Below are 19635 nucleotides of genomic sequence, written 5' to 3' on the forward strand. Positions count from 1 at the left end.
AATGATAAAATTTGTTTGTGTTCATTTCATTACTAGAATTAACTAAATTTGTTCAAAATTAAGACTTCGTAAGATGAAAAACATATTATTTGTACTTTTTTTGACTGTTTTTATTGGATGTAAAACTAATTCTGAAGAAAAAATTAAGTCTGTAACCATTAAGGAAGATGTTGCTTTTCTAGCAGATGACAAACTTGAAGGTAGACAAACAGGTAGCGATGGTGAGCTGGCAGCTGCAGATTATATAGCTGAACGTTTTGAAAATATTGGTCTTTCTACCAACGGACCCGATGGCTATTTTCAAACATTTACATTTAAACCAAAAACAGATCCACATCAAGAAGTGAACTATACTGTTAAAGATGGAGATAGTACAATCACTGGAACAAATGTGATTGGTTTTCTTGATAATAAAGCAGAAAACACCATTATTATTGGAGCACACTATGATCATTTAGGATTTGGAGCAGAAGGTTCATTGTATAGAGGTGAAACACAAGAAATACATAATGGAGCCGATGATAATGCAAGTGGAGTTGCTGTTTTATTAAATTTAGCTAAAAAATTACAGAATAAAAATAAGGGCAACAACTACTTGTTCATGGCTTTTTCGGGTGAAGAAATGGGTTTATTAGGATCTAACTATTTTACTAAAAACCCAACTATTGATTTGACAAAAGCGAATTATATGATTAATATGGATATGGTTGGTCGTTTAAAACAAGACAGCACTTTAGCGGTTTATGGCGTTGGAACATCTCCTATATTGAAACAAGTTGTAAAAGCAAATAATTCGAGGTTTAAAATCATTGAAAAAGAATCTGGAGTTGGACCAAGTGATCATACGTCGTTTTATAATAGTGATATTCCAGTGCTACACTTTTTTACAGGACAACATGAAGATTATCATAAACCTGGAGATGATATTGAAAAATTGAATTATGAAGGGATGGAAACCATTTCAACTTATATTTTTGATATCATATCTGACCTTGATGATAATGGTAAATTACCATTTAGAAAAACGAAAAATGAAAGTGAAGATGTACCTCGATTTAAAGTTGGTTTAGGAGTTATTCCAGATTATTTATACGATGGAAAAGGCATGCGAATTGATGGTATAAGTGAAGATAAACCTGCAGAAAAAGCTGGACTTCAAAAAGGAGATATTGTGGTAAAACTTGGCGATAGCTTAGTGACAGATATGATGAGTTATATGAGAGCTTTATCTGCTTTTGATACTGGAGATAAAACGAAAGTCACAGTAAAACGAGGAGATGCTGAGGTTGAAGCAGATATTGAGTTTTAATTCTTATCAGTGTTAAAAACCAGCAATCATTGCGCCACAAATTCCAAGACTAATAATCACATAAACTACGGCTAAAATAAACAGGACTTTTGCTGCTTTTTTATGTGTTTTAAAAACGAAAGCACCAATTATAGCCATTAAAATTGCGGGTCCAAACATGATTGCTAAAATTAGCACAAATAGTCCGTCGAGATTTCCAACTTCTAAAAAATGTATCATAAATTAAATCATTAAACTTCCACAAAAGCCTAAACCAATTAAAAGATATACTAGGGCAGCAATACATAATTTTTTAGAAGCCTCCTTGTTCTTTTTTCTTTTAATAAACCCTAAGACTAATAAGATAATAGGTATTCCAAATAGTAAGAACAATACCAGTAAAATTATCCATAAATACCCCAAATCATTGCCCATTCTTAAACTTCATTTCTAAGCTCTTCCAAGCGTTCTTTTTTATCATCACGATAAAACAAATTCATGGTTTCAAATGGAATAATTTTGTTGTCCTTATCTACAATATGTACGCAAGATTTCTTAATAGCTCTTACGTCAAAGTTATAAGCATCAATAAATTGCATTATAATAATACGGAATAAATTGTCATAACCCAACTCTGGCGCATCAATATTAGGTAAACAGCACATGATAGATTTGAGATTCTCTTCAGCTTTTTCTACGGAATTACCTGTACTAAATAGTTCGATCATCTTTCCATGAAGTTGCTCATCTTGCTCATAAATAATGGTGTTTTTACTATTATCTAATAAATCATTTGGGTTGATATATCGTGTTAACGGAAACACTTCATTATCTAATTTCAAGGCATAACCCATAACTAATGCATCAGGATTACAAGGCACTGGAAGCAGGTCATCTGAATTAAAAATATCGGTTTGCTCCATTATTTTTCTGCGGACTTCAGTTAAGGTCATACGATCGGTTTCGGGATTAAAATTATCTAATCGACCAGCAATCTGTGTTGGCTGAAAGGTGACGCCTCGAACGCATTTCTGCTTTAAAGCATAATTGATAATTTTTCCTATTTCACTATCATTCAAACCCTTTTGAAGTGTTACTACTAATGTTGTTGAAAGGTTTAATCTATTGAGGTGATCTAAAGCCTGTTTCCGAATATCATTCAAATCTGCACCACGTAATTCTTGTAAAACAGTATTTTCAAAGGAATCAAACTGTAAATAAATTTCAAAATCAGGCGTATAGGTTTTAAGTCGCTCAGCAAAAGCAAAATCTTTAGCAATTTTGATGCCGTTAGTATTCAACATCAAATGCCTAATTGGTAATGATTTAGCATAATCCATAATTTCCCAAAACTGAGGATGAATCGTTGGTTCTCCTCCTGAAATTTGCACAACATCTGGTTCCTTTTCATTTTTAACAATGGTGTTTAGCATGGCTTTAACCTCATTTAAAGTGCGATGTCTTCCATAGGTTGGAGATGAACCAGCATAACACGTTGGGCAGGTTAAATTACAGCGATCTGTAACCTCAACAACGGTTAAACAACTGTGTTGTTCGTGATCTGGACATAAGCCACAATCATAAGGACATCCATAATGTGTTTTGGTATTAAACGTATAAGGCGTTTCGCTAGGTTTATTGTAATTTCTAATGTTTTTGTAGTACTCAATATCATCAGCTATTAAGACTTTACTATTACCATGTTCATTGCAACGTTTTAGCATATAAACATTTCCATTTTCAAAAACGATTTTAGCATCAACACGACGTAAACATTCCGGACAAAGACTTAAGGTGAAATCATAGTAAGTGTACTTTCTAACTGGCATTGGCGAATTTTTGAAGGATAAATTTTGAATAATATAACCAACAAATTACACATAAAAGTTGAATAGTACTTAAACCCATTACGTAAAAGACATTCGGTTTTAAGAACTCTATGAAGAATCGAAACCCAAAATAAGACAACATAAAAATTTTAAATAAGTCTCCGCTTTTTAAAACTATTTTTTTCTGAAGTTGTTGAAGGCCTAAAAACAAAAGAACCAAAAACACTAATTCGTAAAGTGACGTTGGATGACGACGTAAACCATCACCTAAATCCATTCCAAAGAAAGACAATGTTTCTTTGCCGTAAGTGAACTCTTTAACTCCGGAAAGAAAACAACCTATGCGACCAATAAATATGCCCAGAATGATTGGAAACACAAATAAATCGCCAGATGATGATTGCTCTCCAATTACTTTTTTAGCGAGTTCCACACCTAGTAAACCTCCAAACAATCCACCCATTATAGTTTTTGTGTTCAGGAGTTGAATTACATTCTCTTGAGAAAAATCCACACAAGGATTTTCTAAAATTCCAATTAATCGTGATCCAATTAAAGCACCTAAAGCTGCGCCAAGAATAATAGACAATCGATTTCCAGATGTGATATGATCTTTAGATTTTCGACGCAAAACAACATAATATCTGAATGCGATAAAAAACGCTAGATATTCTAATACCAAATGAATATTGATGGTAATACCAAAAAGTTCAGGTTCAAATGGAATAGTCAATTTTAGATTGCCTTTAGTTAAACGGTGTTGAAGATACACAATTACCTAAAAAACTGTAATTTTGCGCAAAATAAATTGAGTTTGGTAAAAATAGGCGACATAGAATTATCTGATTTCCCATTGCTTTTAGCACCAATGGAAGATGTTAGTGATCCTCCGTTTCGAGCATTGTGCAAGGAGCAAGGTGCAGATGTTGTGTACACAGAATTTATTTCTAGTGAAGGCTTGATTCGTGATGCTGCTAAAAGCGTTATGAAACTTGATATTTATGAAAAAGAGCGTCCTGTAGGCATTCAGATTTTTGGTGCTAATATGGACAGCATGTTGCAGACCATTGATATTGTTGAAAAATCAAATCCAGACATTATAGATATTAATTTTGGCTGTCCAGTTAAGAAAGTGGTGAGCAAAGGAGCAGGAGCAGGAATCCTCAAAGATATTTGTTTGATGGAACAGTTGACAGCCGAAATGGTAAAACGCACCAAGTTGCCTGTTACTGTAAAAACAAGATTGGGTTGGGACCATGATTCTATAAAAATTGTTGAAGTGGCTGAACGTTTACAAGATGTTGGTTGTAAAGCAATTTCAATTCATGGTAGAACGCGAGCTCAAATGTATAAAGGCGATGCCGATTGGAAACCAATTGCTGCCGTAAAGAATAATCCGAGAATGCACATTCCTGTATTTGGAAATGGTGATGTAAATACACCAGAACGTGCTGCTGAAATGCGAGATAGTTATGGTTTGGATGGTTGTATGATAGGTCGTGCCTCTATTGGAAACCCTTGGTTTTTTAAACAAGTAAAACATTATTTTGAAACAGGAGAACATTTAGCTCCAATTTCATTAGCAGAACGAGTTGAAGCTGCTAGACGTCATTTGCAGATGTCTATTGATTGGAAAGGTGAAAAACTAGGTGTTTTTGAAACCAGACGTCATTATACAAATTACTTTAAAGGAATTCCAGACTTCAAGGAATACCGGATGAAAATGGTAACTAGTGACGACTCAAAAGATGTATTTGCTGCTTTTGATGAGGTATTGCATAAGTTTTCGGGTTACGAATTTACTACGTAGCACAGGTTTGCAAGAAGGATGGAGCACTTCGACTGCGATCAGTGCAGGCGTTCTGTTTGAGCTCTCTAGACGTTTGGTCTAGAAGCGAGTTGTGAGAGCCTGTTTGCCTTAGCAACTTGCCCAAAATGTATTAATTAGTTTTCACTAAATCTTTAGTGATACGTTGAGAAGCCAACTTAGAAGCCAACAACCCAAATGTAGTTATTGTTACCAAAACGATTAAGAAATTGATAGCCTGTATAACAACTGGATATGGCTCAGATGGAATAATCATTACTAAGGAGAATTGCTTTTGAAGAAATACAATAATGAAGCCTAAAACCAAACCGATTATTCCACTAAAAACAGTCATTAAACTTCCTTGAAGAAAGAAAATACGTCTAATTTCATTTGTCGTTGCGCCCAAGTTGAAAAGTGTGTGAAGCGATTCCTTTTTATCGAGAATCATCATGATTAAGGCACCAATTACATTAAACAATGCAATGATGATAACCAAAGTGAAAATAAGATATACTGCAACATTTTCAGTGTTTAGCATTTTATAAAGTGCATCGTTGAGTTGAGTTCTATTTTTTACTTGAACTGAACTTCCTAAAACTGTTTGTAATGCCTGAGCAACTTCAGATTCGTCTGTATTTGATTTTAATTTAAACTCTAAAGCAGAGACTTGTGCATCCTTATAGTTTAATAATTGCCTTACGGTTTCAAGATCGGCATAAATGTATTCGTAGTTAAGTGTTTCGTTAATGTTAAACACGCCAATATTAAAGACCTTAACCGTATTGAAAGCCCCTTTTACTGAGGTAATTTGGCCTTTTCCAGGTTTAGGCACAGAAATCGTTAAACTTTTAGTGAGGTCTAAAACACCAAAAGACAATGCATTTGAAATTCCACCACCAGACACCACTTGAGTTGTACCTTCTTCAAGCCATTGACCGTAAATCACCATAGAATCTATAGACGTTACTTTTTTGTAGTTGGCATCTACACCTTTTAAGGTGATAATTTGTTGTTTTTCGTCGAACTGAACAATAGCACGTTCTTCGATAATTTTTGAAAAGGACGCAACAGCATCTAAGTTATTTAGTGCTTCTAATTGTTGTTCGCTTAAGGAAAAGGATTTCCCTTGAACAGGAATAGCTTTTAAATCTGGATCCACAAATGAAGAAAACCTAAGGCTAAATTCTTTTAATCCAGCAAAACCAGAAAGCACAATAAACAAAGCCGCAGAAGCAATGATAGTTCCTGAGGCTGCAATGATGGTCATTATATTAATAGCATTACTACTGCTTTTTGAAAACAAGTAACGTTTTGCGATGTATAATGAGAAGTTCATTTTTATGCTTTAGAAACTAAACGCTTAAGATTTTTTACGTCTTCCTAACAGGTCTTCATTTTTTATTGGGTTGTCTTCGCCTTTCAATGATTTTTCGATGCCATCTATATACTCAAGCGAATCGTCTATAAAAAACTCTAAATTAGGCATGCGACGCAATTGATTTTTGGTGCGTTGTGCCATTTCATGACGAATTAAAGGCGTGTTTGAGCGAATGCCTTCAAGAAGTTCTTTTCCTTTATTATTAGGAAATACACTGAGATAAACTTTAGCCACAGATAAATCTGTAGTTACGTTTACTTTACTTACCGAAATGATTACACCTCGTAATCCACCATCAGTAGCAGCTTTTTGTAATATGTCTGCGAGGTCTTTTTGTAAAAGTCCGCCAATTTTTTTCTGTCTTTGGGTTAATTCTTCCATAGTCTTAAATTTAAGTCGTTTTCAATCAATCATCTATTTTCTAATATAACGACTTCGCTACAACTTGTAGCGTTCTTTTGCAAAAGTAGATGATATTTAAGTATTATCTTGTTTTTGATAGCAAAATTCATACCTTAGAATAGGAATTCGGTTTAAACGGAAACTTAAAGATATAAAATGAAAAAAATTGAACATATTGGTATTGCGGTAAAAGACATTGAAGTTTCAAATGATTTATTTGGAAAATTATTTGATAAAAAGCATTATAAAACGGAAGCTGTTGAAAGCGAAGGTGTTTTGACTTCTTTTTTTAAAGTTGGACCAAACAAAATTGAATTACTTCAGGCAACAAATGACGACAGTCCGATAGCAAAGTTTATAGAAAAAAAAGGTGAAGGGATTCATCATATTGCTTTTGCAGTATCAAATATTGAAAAAGAAATTGAGCGTTTAAAAGGGGAAGGTTTTAAGATGATTCATGACAAACCTAAGAAAGGCGCTGATAATAAGCTGATTGCCTTTTTACACCCAAAAGCGACAAATGGCGTTCTCATTGAGTTATGTCAAGATATTAAGGAATAAATTTCTTGCAGTCTTTGAAAATATGTAGTAATATTGCAGCCTTATTGGTCCCATAGCTCAGTTGGTTAGAGCACCTGACTCATAATCAGGTGGTCCTTGGTTCGAGCCCAAGTGGGACCACATAAATAAGATGAAAGCCTTTCAGAAATGAGAGGCTTTTTTATGTCTACACGCTAAAAAGGTGCATTAATAACAAAACCCTTTGATAAACTCATAGACGATTATGCTGAAAACGTTTAAAAAATCTATCCCTATTGATCGCGTTTAGTAATAAAAAAGTTAAACTGAAACTAAAATTGTTTTGAGATGTCGTACACTTACGTATTTTTGTTGATTAAGCATACTTATTAGCTTTGCCTAGTCTATAAAAAATAAGCAGTTATAGATTCGATGTTATTAATTAAATACAATTTACTTTGAATATTAATTTTGATAGACTTATTAGCTTCTTTCCTTTGAAAAGAAATGCATTAATATTTGCATTAGTTCTAATAATCACTATCTATTTTATTAAAATTGAGTATTTTGTAGAAGAAGCCACCATTACACTTTACCTCAAACTATTTGCCTGGCTAATAGGAACTTTCATTCTGATATTAGTTGGTCTTGGGTTTTTATATACCTTAATATGTTACGTTCATTTTATTATTAATAAAAAAACAATCAACCCTAAAATAGATATTGGTATTGATGGTAATATTAAAGGAGAAGCAGGACAAGTACCTGTTATGATTTCTTTACCAAAAGCATTACTCCCTTTACTAGGATATATTAAAATTAAAATAGAATTTGAAAATGGTAATCTCTCAGACACCATAGTCATTAATAAATACTCAAAAGGGTTTGAAAAACTTCTTCCAAAAGAAGGGTCAACTTTAATTTGGCTTCCAGACCGAAAACAATATCATACGAAAGGATTTATAATTAGTTTTATTGATTATTTACAATTTTTCCGTTTTACCACTTATAAAAAATCACCGAGTTCCTTCTACTTGCATTCTTCAGAAATTGATATTCCTGTGAATGAGATTAACCCTTCTAAAACCAAAGAAGAAGTAGAAAAAATAAAAACGTCAAGAAAAGTACAGGGAGATTACCTGAATTATAAAGACTATGAAACTGGTGATGACGTGCGAAGAATTGTTTGGAAAATTTTCGCAAAAAATAGAGAGCTTGTCATAAGAACACCTGAAGTTATTAATCCGTATGCTTCACATATTAAATTCCATTCGAGTTTCTATAATTTAATATCCAAAGATTTGACTTCAGCATATGCCATTAGTATGCTCAATTATTATAAAGATATCGTCTATAATATTTGTTTGAATATCAAGAAAAAAGACAAAAAAGTAGAATTTAATATTGATCAGGCCGTTAATGAATTTGTAACGGTAAGCGAGAAAGATCGTATTGGATTTCAATTAAGTTCGGCAAGTTGGCAAAATAATTATTCAGTAAATGAGTTAAAATCGTCAGGAGAATCAGTAATATGTGTATCCTCATTGATAAGTATTGAAGAATTAACTACATTGATAGAAAAAGGATTTTCAAACATAATTATTGTAAACGTATCTCGTCATTTGGATAACCAAAACCTATTTAATTTTAAAAATTTAATCTTAAGAAAAGATCAAAAAAGCGAACTCAGTAAATTAGGTTGGTTTTTGTCAAGCACTCGAAATAAGGTAAAGAAAAATGAAAAAGCAATAGAGGAATTAGTGTCTAACTCAAATTTTATAGGGCAAATCATATGAAACATATAGACTATAAAGAACTGACCTTAGGATTACTTTTTTTGATTCTACCGACGATACTTATTATGTATCCTTTACTTGGTTTTTTGGCTGAATACTACTCGTTACTATTTGTTAACAAACATCTGTTGGTTGGTGTTTTTGCAACAGGAATAGTTACAGCTTATCTTTTGCATAAAACTAAAATTAGATTCCTTATTATATTCGGTCTACTCGTACTAGTTTTAAATGTTGTTTATAGTTCAATAAGTTCTGGCTCCTTTGGAGAGTTTGATGCATATTATGTAGCTAATCGATTCAAAATAAACACAAGTATATTTGTGTTTGGCTGGTTTTCAGGTTTCGCAATATCTAAATGGAGATATTATTTAATAGTCTTTTCAATATTGCTTACAACGATATCTGTCATTTTAATTTCTGACATGGAAATGTCTAACGTAAACGAAATGATATGGCTAGTCGCTCCAGCTGTATTGTATTTGTTTTATGGGCTATTTGTAAAAGAGCTACTCAAAACGATTAGAAATCAAGAGAAAACAAATTATCTAATGGTGGTCATGAGAATTTTTCTTTTCTCATTGATTGCATTGTTCTTGTTTTGGGGAACGATACAACTTTTAGATTCAAAGCTGAATCATATTCAAAATGAAATTACCCAAGCTCAAGGCGAAGAAGATGAGGATGGTTCTGGTGACGATAAGGACAGTGACAAAAAAGACTCTAAAAAAGATAAGAACGGTTCTTCAGGTGCAAAGTTTAATATAGACGATTATTTAGGACTTAGGGATCGTTTGAAAGTTTCAGATGAGCTCCTTTTTTGTGCAAACATTGATAATTTTATTAATGAAACAACACCGAACCCTCAATATATTACCTTATATCATCTCAATCAATACAATCCTTCTTTAGAACAATTTGAGATTGATCCAGACAGTCTTGTTCGAGATCTGTTTTTACCAAATCCTACTAGAATCCCTCAATATTTTAGTCAGCAAAACGACTCAGTCCTCGTTTATGATAAGATGGAACGCGCTATTAAAGAGGTTAAAAGCACAATTTATATTGCTGGTCTTAATCCCGAAGTTTTTGTGGCACCAAGTACAGCTTTTGCTTGTCAACCAATTTCTATAGAAGAAGAATTTAAAGAGGATTATAAATTTGCCTATAATGTGTATTCAGAAGTATCAGAATTAAATAGCGCATATTTTGTTTACAATACGAAAAATCAATCTATCCTTGATTATCAAGAGAGTCGTAATCGCACTTTAAGAAAAGCTAAGAATTATGATGATGAAGATGATCGTTTTATGACTTATTATACGGAAATGCCTGAAGGAGATCTGTATACTAAAATCGGCCAATTAGCAGACAGCCTTACTAAAGGTGACAACACAGCCATTGATAAAATTTTAAGCATTCGAAATTACTTTTTATCCAAGGATGAGAACGGAAAACAACTTTACACTTATACGTTAACACCAGGAAAACCGACAGACCCAAATATCCCAAATGCCAGTATGTTGGGTGAGTTTTTATTCAACACCAATGAAGGCTATTGTACCTATTTTGCGACGTCTTCACTATTTATGTTGAGATCACTAGGAATTCCTTCAAGAGTAGCAGTTGGTTTTATGACAGTCGACAGAAGTCATAAAACACCTGGATGGTACTGGTTTTATGCTGACCAAGCACACGCATGGACTCAGGTTTACATACCAGAATATGGTTGGTTAGATTTTGACATGACAGTTAGTAACGAAGGTGCCGAACAAGGACCTCAACCGGATGGAACACCTCCAACGCCTCCAACTAAAGAGACGTTTGTAGGTAAAGGTGTCATTACTGTCGTCGATACAATTAGCAAAAGAATGGAAGTGCGTGTAGATCAAATGATTATAAATGACAATGGCATGTCTCTTGACAGCACTGATATTTTTAATATGAAGTTTGATGTAAATCAAGCAAAAGTTTTTGCCGGAGAACAGACTATATCTTTGGCAAATGTTCAACTTGGTGATACAGCGGTAATGGTGTCTTTTGACTACAAGCTTGGAAGAATACGTAAGAAGAGTAATCGAGAAAGTATTGAAAACTACATGAAACGCTTTCCAGATCCTGTTACGATTATGGAGGTACATGTCCCAAAAATTGAAGAAGAAGAATTAGGCGAAACTTCCGAAGAAAAGGAAGATAGCGCAATTAAAACAATAACCGATTGGTCTATTTATATTGTTGCGCTCATACTTCTTGTATTATTTATATTGTGTCTTTCTCCAATATGCTATTATTGGTGGTTATCTAGAAAAGCCAAAAACAACAATTCAATAGTTGATCTATCTGAAGTGAATTATAAAAACGCACATTTTGTCCTCAATCAGATGGGTATGCCAAGAGGTTATCAAACACCTATGGTTTATGCACGAGATAGAATAGATCCGAAATTTGGAACTCATTTTGAAGCATTTATCAATATTTACCAAAAGCTAAAATATAGCGATGACGAATTAACTCAAGATGAGGGTGATTTAGTCAGGAATTTTCATTCTGATTTCAATCAAAAAGTCCTATCTAAGTATACTAAATCAGAACGTTTTTTCAATTTTATTAAACCTAACAAATGGATTCACTATATGCTGAATCTTAATCTAAAAAAATAGCATAACATTATGAATGAAGACATAGAAAACACAAATTCAGATAATCTAAGGTTTGCTCCATCTACAATTGAAGCTAGCTCTCCAGACAATCCTGGACAAAAAATAGATGTCTTAATTGAAAACATCGGCAAGGTTGTTAAGGGACATAGAGAACAGATTATTCAAATAATTACATGTCTCATTGCTAAAGGACATATTCTATTAGAAGATAATCCTGGTTCTGGTAAAACAGTTATGGCAAAAACGTTAGCCTATTCTTTATCTGGCAAAAAAGAGCACTCCGATTTTAAAAGAATTCAATTTACACCAGATTTGTTACCAATGGATTTAATTGGAACACATTTGTATGATGAAGGAAACAAGGATTTTATTTTTAAGAAAGGGCCTTTATTCTGCAACATTTTGTTAGCCGATGAAATTAACAGAGCATCGCCTAAAGTACAATCGGCATTACTTGAATGTATGGCCGAAAACCAAATCTCAATAGGTGACAAGACTTACAAACTAGAAGATTTGTTTTTTGTAATTGCAACGCAAAACCCAATTGAGATGGAAGGGACTTACCCATTACCAAATGCTCAGCTGGATCGCTTCTTTATGAAGATAACTTTTGGATATGTGAGTGAAGATGTCGAATTAGGAATTTATAAACAACAATTAGAAATTCAGAGATCGCAAGAAGCTGTAGAAGCAGTATTAAAAATGGAAGATGTACTTATGCTGAGAAGTAAAGCAGAAGAAGTTCATGTAGATGATGAAATAATTGTTGGTATTAATAATATTGTTCGAAAAACTAGAGAACATTCAGGAATTACATTAGGTGCTTCAATTAGAGCAGGTATTATCCTTCTAAAATGTTTAAGAGCGTATGCTGTAATACATAAACGAAATTATGTAATAGAAGATGATTTAGCGTCATTAGTAAGACCAGTACTTCAGCACAGACTTCTTTTTAAGAGCGCTGGAGATGAAAAGAATGCTGTAAATAGTATTGTTAAATCTGAAATTGATCGTTTATCTAGACTTAATTTAAGAAAGTAATTCGTGAACATAGCAAGCATAAAAATAAATTTACTTTTAGGATTTTTCTTCCTGGGATTGCTCGCTTCCTATGGTCAACGAATTGAAATTGATCGTTTAGAACGTGACTTCAAGGGTAGTTTTAGTGGTCGTAAAGCCTATGAACTTTCACAGAAAATGATTCAATTAGATAGCACTTATTATGTTGGTCATTTTTTTGAAGCTAATTATCGTTATGATAGAGCTTCAGATAAAAGAGGTTATGAATCTGCAATTAAATCTCTGGAAAAAGCGATTGAACTGCTTGAAAAAGATTTTCCTAGAAAATTAAAAAGAACTACAGAGCTTGGAGCTTATATTGATCGCTATCAATTCCAAAGAAAGTATGCGTTTCTTATCTATTTTTTAGCAAAAAGCTATGAGTATGTAGATAAACCAGGTCAGGCAATTAAGGTGGTTAGACGACTTCAAAAACGGGATTTTGTGTTTAATTTTGGGATAAATCCGTATGACAATATTTCATGGATTTATTTACGTAATCGTATGTATAGTCCAGAAAAATATGACTTTTTAAAGCCTACTATTGAAGAAAACCTTGAAATGGCTTCAAAATATGCCGATTCTATTAAAACGAGCGATAAACACAATCAATGGTTTTTAAATACATATTGGCCAGATTTTGCAAATAGTGCTTTATTGAGTTACTATCACTATAAAAACATAATTTACTCACATCAAATTAAATTAGATTCAGCAGAATATTTCAGTGAGCAATTAAGAAAATACGACAGACTATCCTTTAATAATTATGGAAATCTACAATTCATTCAAGCAAAATTCGAAAAGGCAGTAGAAAGCTATGAAGAGGCTCGTCAAAAAGATAATTATGAAGAAAAAAGCATAAAAGAGTTTGACTATATGCAGTCGGCAATAAACATTTTTAAAAACGATTTATCCTCTTCTAAATCTATTGTAGAGGAATCTATAAACATCCTTGGTAATGCGCCAGGATTTGGGTGGAATAATATTGCGCTAAGTAGAGCACACTACTATTCAGGAAATTTAAAAAAATCTAAAGAATTTAGAGATAAAGCGGCTAATTTTAAAGAAATACATGTTGGTAGTACTTGGGGCGAAGTTTCTTATAATCGTAACACGCTTTTATTTAAATATCTATATCATAAGAAATCAATAAACGAGATTAAGTTTAGGGATCAAGGTTATTGGTATAACCCTAAGAAGTTGTACGACTTATCTAAGCATCATTTTAAACAAGAAAATGCACATTTATTACTTACCAGTGAGTTGTCTGCTGATCCAGAACGGTTTATAGGATATTATAATTTGTTCGCGTCAGAAAACAACATGTTTTTTGATGAAATATGGGAACTTATAAAGTATTTTAATCCGGATTACTTTATCAAGATTTTTAAAGAGAAATTAAATGAAGATGAGCGCGAAAGAGTTCATAAATACTTCAGCTATTTTATTGCTCAATTTTATTTAGAAGATGGCGAATATGACAAGGCCATAAATGAATTTGAAAGCCTATTAGAAAATGAATATTTAGATCCAGAAAATGAAAAACTACTAATTGCAAGAATTAACGAAGGATTAAGTAAAGCGTACACTGAAAAAGACAATAACATATTAGCAGATGAAAATCTATTAGCATTCTATATAAATTTCCCTCAATTGGTTCCCTATTCAGACCTTAAAATGAAGTTTAATCTTGAAGTGGTCAACAAGGTCTTAACTCCAGAACAAGAAGACATTATTGAAGACCTTAAAGATTGCAATATTGAATGGGTTGAAAACGATTTAAACTGGCCAACCTTAACAGTAAATATAACTAAAAAAGAAAAGGACCATAGTATTGGCTATCAAGTAGAATTAGGTAACGATACCATGTTTGAAGGTGACCTAGACATAATAGACCTAGATCATCCAGGACAATTAATTGCTTTTAAAGCTTTTGGAATTGATTTAGAAGATTAAAAACCTCAACAACAAAGACCTTATTAAAGTCTAAATTACAATAGTAGTTTGGGCTTTTTTTATTCTCATAAACCTAAATCTCAACGAATACTAAACCATCCTTAACGAATTCTAGAAGCGCTCCTATTTAACTTTATAGACGGTCTATATTTGAATCAAACAAGTATAAACCCATAAAAACAAATCAGTATGAAAACTTTAAAGAACACCCAAGAACACAAAACAATGTCTACTTCAAAAAGAATAGTACAAAGCCTTTTAATAGTAGCTGTATTATTTATTGCTTCAGATGTTTTTTCACAAACCAAGGAAGTCGAATTTGATGTCTACACAACTTCAGCAACAAAAGCATCAAAATATTTATTGGCCGATGAGGTTGCGCTTCGTGATTGTCCGTCTGTGCAATGTGAACAATTAACAACAATCAATATTGGTACCAATGTGAGGTTATTAGCAAAAAGCGAAACGCCACATACCATAAACGGAATTAAAAGCAGATGGTATAAGGTGAAAATGGGACCACAAGTTGGATGGATTTGGGGAGGAATGATTTCACAAAAAACAATGATAAGTAATACAAACCCAGAAATTAAATATGTTTTTGGTGAAGCAGGATTTGATTATAAAGGCAATAAACAATTTCAAGTAAGAGCCTTAAAAAATGGAGTTCAGGTTGATAAAATTGTATTTAAATCAGAACGATTAAATCATAATGATGTCTCATTAATGAATCAAAAAGACCCTAAGTCAACTGTTGATGTTATTGCACTAAGTGATACCAAAAAAAGAAATTCTGTTGGTGACACATCATACATTGTATTTAAAAACAATAAGTTTCAACAAACAAACAGCTTAGTTGCCCGTACAGACACTAAACCAATTTATACTGGCTTATCCTACGTTTTTTGCAACGATGAAGACAATTAATTAATGTTGTAGTTGATGTTTTGAGCGCTGCGTTTCTTTAAAGAGCGTAGCGCTTTTTTACAGATCATCAAAAATGTATATACTTCAACACATAAAACTGCGTTCAAAATTGTAAGTTGCACATAGATATTTATAACATATTGAAACCTAATTTATCATATTATCTTTTTCTATTCTGCGTCGTAGTTGTTTCTAATTTACAATCTCAAAACAAACAACTTAGGGCTTATACGTTAGAGGATGGATTACCTCAATCTCAGGTGTATGCTATGTCATTAGATTCGAAAGGCTATTTGTGGCTAGGTACTCAAGGAGGAGGTTTAGCGCGTTTTGATGGTAACGATTTTAAAGTGTTCAATAACACTCACGGATTAGCATCTAATTATATTCAAGCTATAAAAACGTCAAATGACACCTTGTATTTAGGAACTCAAAAAGGACTTTCCATAAAAATTAAAGATGTTTTTCACAATACAGATTGCCCTCAAGTAAATGAAATTCTAAGATTTGGACACATCGTTTATTTGCTAACGAATAAAGGTGTTTACAAATTGAACAAAGGTCTTTCCGTTGAAAAAATACAGTTGCATTCAAAATTAGATACTAGTCAAATAAATGATTTGGTTTTTGATGGCGATTATTATTGGATAGCCACTAAAAATGGTCTTTGGAAATTGAGCGCTCTTAATTCTGAAGCAAATACCATCACACAACTTGATTTTAATAATTACATAGATCTTGTCATATTGGAGTCGAAGATTTTTGCGTCTACATTCAATGATGGAACATTAGTTATTGAAGCTCAAAACTTTGAAGATGCCCATTTAATTAGAGATCCATTTCGAATTAATAGCATATCTATTCAAAATAGTAACCAACTGTGGATTGCTACAGATAATGAAGGCGTTTCTGTAATTGATTCTGAAACCTATAAAGAATTGTTTACGATAAAAAGTACTAACGGACTTTCGACTTCACATGTAAGAGGTGTATTGTCAGATCAACAAGGCAATATATGGATAGGCACTTCTGGAGGTGGTTTTTATAAATATTTTCAAAATAGTTTTAAGCATTATAATACTGATACTGGTTTAAAAGGAAACCGTATTTATGCGGTTCACCATAATAAAAGAGGCGTTTGGGTTTCAAATTCTGAAGCTGGATTAATGCGAATTGATCACATGGGAATTCACGAAATAGAATTACCCGAAACTTTTACTGACGTAAAAATAAAGACCATTACAAGTGATAAAAACGGAAACATTTGGGCTGGATCTGACGGAAAAGGTTTGCTATTTAAAGGAACAGTACTTATAGATTCAATAGTTATAGATACTTTAAAAGCATCGAAAAAGAGGCTTCCAATTGAACAGATTAAAACCAAAATTTTAAACACCAAAACCGGTTTTCCCTTTGATTGGATAAGAACAATACATACCGAAAATGATACGGTTTGGGCAGCCACATATTCTAGCGGAATTGTAAAATTTAATTACAATCCTGAGCAAGATAATTTAACGATATATAAAACCTATTCAAGTTTTGAGGGCATAGAAGACCAGTATATTAAAGACATGGTTAAAGACAATCAAGACCGATTGTGGTATGCAACTCAAAATGGTCATTTAGGGTATTTAAAAGGAAACCAGATAACACATTTAGGATTGGTTTTAGATCAAGACATTTCAATCAATTCCATTTTAGTTCAAAACAACACTATTTTTTTAGGCACAGCAGGTAATGGAATTTGGTGGTCAGACGTTTCCAATTCTAGTGTGTTTAAAAAATTAAAAGGAGCAAAAACCCTTTCCTCTGAAAATAGTTACCAACTCATTTTTGACGACCAAGGTTATCTTTGGGTAGGTTCAGAACGCGGTGTTGATAAGATTGAATTAAGTAAAGAAAATGAAATTAGTGATGTTTTTTTCTTCGGAAGAAACGATGGTTTTTTAGGCATAGAGACCTGTTTAAATGCAATTGATAATGATGATAAAGGCCATTTGTGGTTTGGTGCAATAAATGGTTTAACGGAGTATCAACCAACAAATATTAGTCGTAATCCAAAAACACCAAAACTTTTTCTTGAAGATGTGAAAGTAGCCTACAAAAGTATTGACACGATTAATTTATCTGTTTGGAGTAATTCAGATAAAGTGTTGAGGTTGAATCCGAATCAAAGACAAGTCAGTTTTTCATTTAAAACAATTGATATAGATCACCCAAACGGAATTGAATACCGCTATAAATTAAATGATAGTGATTGGAGCCATTGGTCTACAAATAACACACAGGATTTTTCTGAACTTAATTATGGAGCTCATGATTTTAACGTGCAATCTAGAAATTATAGATGGCTAGAAAGCGATCCAACCCGTTTTTCATTTTATATTGAAAAACCACTGCTCAAAAAAGTTTGGTTTCAATGGACACTTATAGGAATTGGAGGTTTAATACTGGTGCTTTCAATCGTGCAATACATAAAGCGATTAAAGCATAAAAATGTAAAAGAACAAGAACGCTTGCAATTAGAGAATCACTTGTTAACCTTAGAACAAAAGGCTTTACGTTTGCAAATGAATCCACATTTTATATTTAATGTTCTCAATGGAATTAAGGCTATGGCACCAACAAAGCCTGAGAAAATGAACGATACGGTTAATAGTTTCGCAATCCTTTTAAGAGAAACGTTAGTGAATTCTAGAAAAGATAAAATTAGCTTAGATCAAGAAATCAAAACATTGAAACATTATATAGAGGTTGAGCGTTTAATGGCTGAAGAACCTTTTGAATTTGATATTGTAGTCAAGACCGATTTAGATGTTGAAGAAATTCTAATTCCTCCAATGTTAATTCAACCATTTGTTGAAAACGCAATCAGACATGGTATTTTAAAAGGCCCAAGAAAAGGTGAGCTTAAAGTTCAATTTGAAACAATAAAAGAAATGCTAATGGTTACAATCGAAGATAATGGCATTGGAATTTATAACTCCCAACAACAAAAACCCAAAACAGATCACCAATCTATGGCGCTAAAAGTTACTAGAGAACGATTAGAATCGATATCAGGCAAAGGTGCTTTAGAAATAAAAGAAACAAAACAAAATGATGGAACAATTGAAGGCACAACCATTGTGTTTAAAATTCCATTAGAAACAGATTATTAAATATGTTGACAGCAATAATAGTAGAAGATTTAATGGATGCAATGCAGCTTTTAAAAAGTGACATTGAAATTAATCATCCAGAAATCAAGATAATTGATACTGCCAAAAGCGTGGTTGAAGCCGCTAAAGCGCTTCGTAATAACGAACCCGATATTTTGTTTTTAGATATTATGTTAGGCGATGGTACTGGATTTGATGTGCTCGAGATTTTTCCAGATTTAAAATCGAAAATCATTTTTGTCACCGCTAGTGATGAGTTTGCTATAAAAGCATTCAAATTTGCGGCAATAGATTATGTGCTAAAGCCTTATGCTAAAGAAGAATTATCTAAGGCAATTGGTAAAGCTAAGTTGCAAATCCAACCAAATAAAGAGCGACTTGATATCTTAAAACAAACTTTAAATGCACCAGACAAAAAGCCGGATAAAATTTCTTTACATACTTTAGAGAAGATTATTATAGTTAATTTGGATGATATTATACGTTGTGAATCTGATAGTAATAATACTATGTTTCATCTTCAAGATGGAAAAAAAATATTTGTAACTAAAACACTTAAATATTTTGCAGACCTATTAAAACAATTTGGGTTTTTGAGAGTACACCAAAGCCACTTAGTAAATTTACAATGCATCAGCGCTTTTATTAAAACTGATGGAGGTTATTTGATGCTTAAAAATGGAAAGAATGTACCAGTTTCAGTAAGAAAGAAATCTGAAGTCATTGAAGTTTTAGACCAAATGCATAGGTAGAAGCAGATTTTTCAATCGGAATATACTTGTCTGCTTTTTTAAAAAAGAAAACCAAATCATAGATAACAACGTATATACTGATAGTAAAACCCAAT

At 32.7% G+C, this 19635-nt stretch carries 15 protein-coding genes and 1 tRNA gene; 11 read left to right on the forward strand and 5 right to left on the reverse strand.

Annotated features, from left to right (window positions below):
- Positions 1-73: 73 nt before the first annotated feature.
- Complete coding sequence (locus VOI25_RS03130) at positions 74-1309, forward strand: M28 family peptidase (protein ID WP_323787498.1); 1236 nt, start codon at positions 74-76, stop codon at positions 1307-1309.
- A 12-nt stretch (positions 1310-1321) separates the two neighbouring features.
- Here VOI25_RS03130 and VOI25_RS03135 read toward each other — a convergent pair whose 3' ends face one another.
- The 3 genes from VOI25_RS03135 to VOI25_RS03145 form a co-directional block, all read right to left on the reverse strand.
- Positions 1322-1528, reverse strand: a complete 207-nt coding sequence (locus VOI25_RS03135) for a hypothetical protein (RefSeq protein WP_323787499.1) — start codon at positions 1526-1528, stop codon at positions 1322-1324.
- Positions 1529-1725: 197 nt separating this feature from the next.
- The gene (locus tag VOI25_RS03140) at positions 1726-3117 is read right to left on the reverse strand and encodes a radical SAM protein (RefSeq protein WP_323787500.1); all 1392 of its coding nucleotides are present in this window, start codon (positions 3115-3117) and stop codon (positions 1726-1728) included.
- The gene (locus VOI25_RS03145; RefSeq protein WP_323787501.1) at positions 3107-3850 is read right to left on the reverse strand and encodes a prolipoprotein diacylglyceryl transferase; all 744 of its coding nucleotides are present in this window, start codon (positions 3848-3850) and stop codon (positions 3107-3109) included. The genes VOI25_RS03140 and VOI25_RS03145 overlap by 11 nt, the downstream gene beginning before the upstream one ends.
- An 81-nt stretch (positions 3851-3931) precedes the next feature.
- On the opposite strand from VOI25_RS03145, the gene dusB reads away from it, so the two are divergent.
- Positions 3932-4927, forward strand: coding sequence for a tRNA dihydrouridine synthase DusB (gene dusB, locus VOI25_RS03150; RefSeq protein ID WP_323787502.1), 996 nt, complete (start codon positions 3932-3934; stop codon positions 4925-4927).
- A gap of 130 nt (positions 4928-5057) precedes the next feature.
- Here dusB and VOI25_RS03155 read toward each other — a convergent pair whose 3' ends face one another.
- Both VOI25_RS03155 and rbfA read right to left on the reverse strand, forming a co-directional pair.
- Positions 5058-6263, reverse strand: a complete 1206-nt coding sequence (locus VOI25_RS03155) for an ABC transporter permease (protein WP_323787503.1) — start codon at positions 6261-6263, stop codon at positions 5058-5060.
- A gap of 24 nt (positions 6264-6287) precedes the next feature.
- Positions 6288-6686, reverse strand: a complete 399-nt coding sequence (gene rbfA / locus VOI25_RS03160) for a 30S ribosome-binding factor RbfA (protein WP_323787504.1) — start codon at positions 6684-6686, stop codon at positions 6288-6290.
- Positions 6687-6863: 177 nt separating this feature from the next.
- Between rbfA and mce the strand changes: the two genes are divergently transcribed.
- From mce to VOI25_RS03205, 9 genes are all read left to right on the forward strand, one after another.
- The gene (mce, locus tag VOI25_RS03165) at positions 6864-7268 is read left to right on the forward strand and encodes a methylmalonyl-CoA epimerase (protein WP_323787505.1); all 405 of its coding nucleotides are present in this window, start codon (positions 6864-6866) and stop codon (positions 7266-7268) included.
- Positions 7269-7314: 46 nt separating this feature from the next.
- Positions 7315-7388, forward strand: a tRNA-Ile gene (locus VOI25_RS03170).
- Positions 7389-7684: 296 nt separating this feature from the next.
- Entirely contained in the window at positions 7685-9022 is a 1338-nt protein-coding gene (locus VOI25_RS03175) for a DUF58 domain-containing protein (RefSeq protein ID WP_323787506.1), read from the forward strand.
- Complete coding sequence (locus VOI25_RS03180; RefSeq protein ID WP_323787507.1) at positions 9019-11679, forward strand: transglutaminase-like domain-containing protein; 2661 nt, start codon at positions 9019-9021, stop codon at positions 11677-11679. Before VOI25_RS03175 ends, VOI25_RS03180 begins: the two co-directional genes overlap by 4 nt.
- A 9-nt stretch (positions 11680-11688) precedes the next feature.
- Positions 11689-12720: a MoxR family ATPase gene (locus tag VOI25_RS03185; RefSeq protein ID WP_323787508.1), complete on the forward strand. Its 1032-nt coding sequence runs from the start codon at positions 11689-11691 to the stop codon at positions 12718-12720.
- Between the two features lie 3 nt (positions 12721-12723).
- Positions 12724-14697, forward strand: a complete 1974-nt coding sequence (locus tag VOI25_RS03190) for a hypothetical protein (protein ID WP_323787509.1) — start codon at positions 12724-12726, stop codon at positions 14695-14697.
- A gap of 189 nt (positions 14698-14886) precedes the next feature.
- Positions 14887-15624 (forward strand): hypothetical protein, encoded by a 738-nt coding sequence (locus VOI25_RS03195; protein WP_323787510.1) that lies wholly within the window; start codon positions 14887-14889, stop codon positions 15622-15624.
- Positions 15625-15740: 116 nt separating this feature from the next.
- Entirely contained in the window at positions 15741-18788 is a 3048-nt protein-coding gene (locus VOI25_RS03200) for a ligand-binding sensor domain-containing protein (protein ID WP_323787511.1), read from the forward strand.
- Positions 18789-18790: 2 nt separating this feature from the next.
- Positions 18791-19540: a LytTR family DNA-binding domain-containing protein gene (locus VOI25_RS03205; RefSeq protein ID WP_323787512.1), complete on the forward strand. Its 750-nt coding sequence runs from the start codon at positions 18791-18793 to the stop codon at positions 19538-19540.
- Positions 19541-19635: the final 95 nt, after the last annotated feature.

This window comes from Psychroserpens sp., from assembly GCF_034670085.1.
GTDB lineage: Bacteria > Bacteroidota > Bacteroidia > Flavobacteriales > Flavobacteriaceae > Psychroserpens.

Excerpts from the sequence above, each read along its gene's own strand:
- VOI25_RS03130 (WP_323787498.1), top strand. The coding sequence starts at position 74 with ATGAAAAACATATTATTTGTACTTTTTTTGACTGTTTTTATTGGATGT.
- VOI25_RS03135 (WP_323787499.1), bottom strand. The coding sequence starts at position 1,528 with ATGATACATTTTTTAGAAGTTGGAAATCTCGACGGACTATTTGTGCTA.
- VOI25_RS03140 (WP_323787500.1), bottom strand. The coding sequence starts at position 3,117 with ATGCCAGTTAGAAAGTACACTTACTATGATTTCACCTTAAGTCTTTGT.
- VOI25_RS03155 (WP_323787503.1), bottom strand. The coding sequence starts at position 6,263 with ATGAACTTCTCATTATACATCGCAAAACGTTACTTGTTTTCAAAAAGC.
- rbfA (WP_323787504.1), bottom strand. The coding sequence starts at position 6,686 with ATGGAAGAATTAACCCAAAGACAGAAAAAAATTGGCGGACTTTTACAA.
- mce (WP_323787505.1), top strand. The coding sequence starts at position 6,864 with ATGAAAAAAATTGAACATATTGGTATTGCGGTAAAAGACATTGAAGTT.
- VOI25_RS03180 (WP_323787507.1), top strand. The coding sequence starts at position 9,019 with ATGAAACATATAGACTATAAAGAACTGACCTTAGGATTACTTTTTTTG.
- VOI25_RS03185 (WP_323787508.1), top strand. The coding sequence starts at position 11,689 with ATGAATGAAGACATAGAAAACACAAATTCAGATAATCTAAGGTTTGCT.
- VOI25_RS03195 (WP_323787510.1), top strand. The coding sequence starts at position 14,887 with ATGAAAACTTTAAAGAACACCCAAGAACACAAAACAATGTCTACTTCA.
- VOI25_RS03205 (WP_323787512.1), top strand. The coding sequence starts at position 18,791 with ATGTTGACAGCAATAATAGTAGAAGATTTAATGGATGCAATGCAGCTT.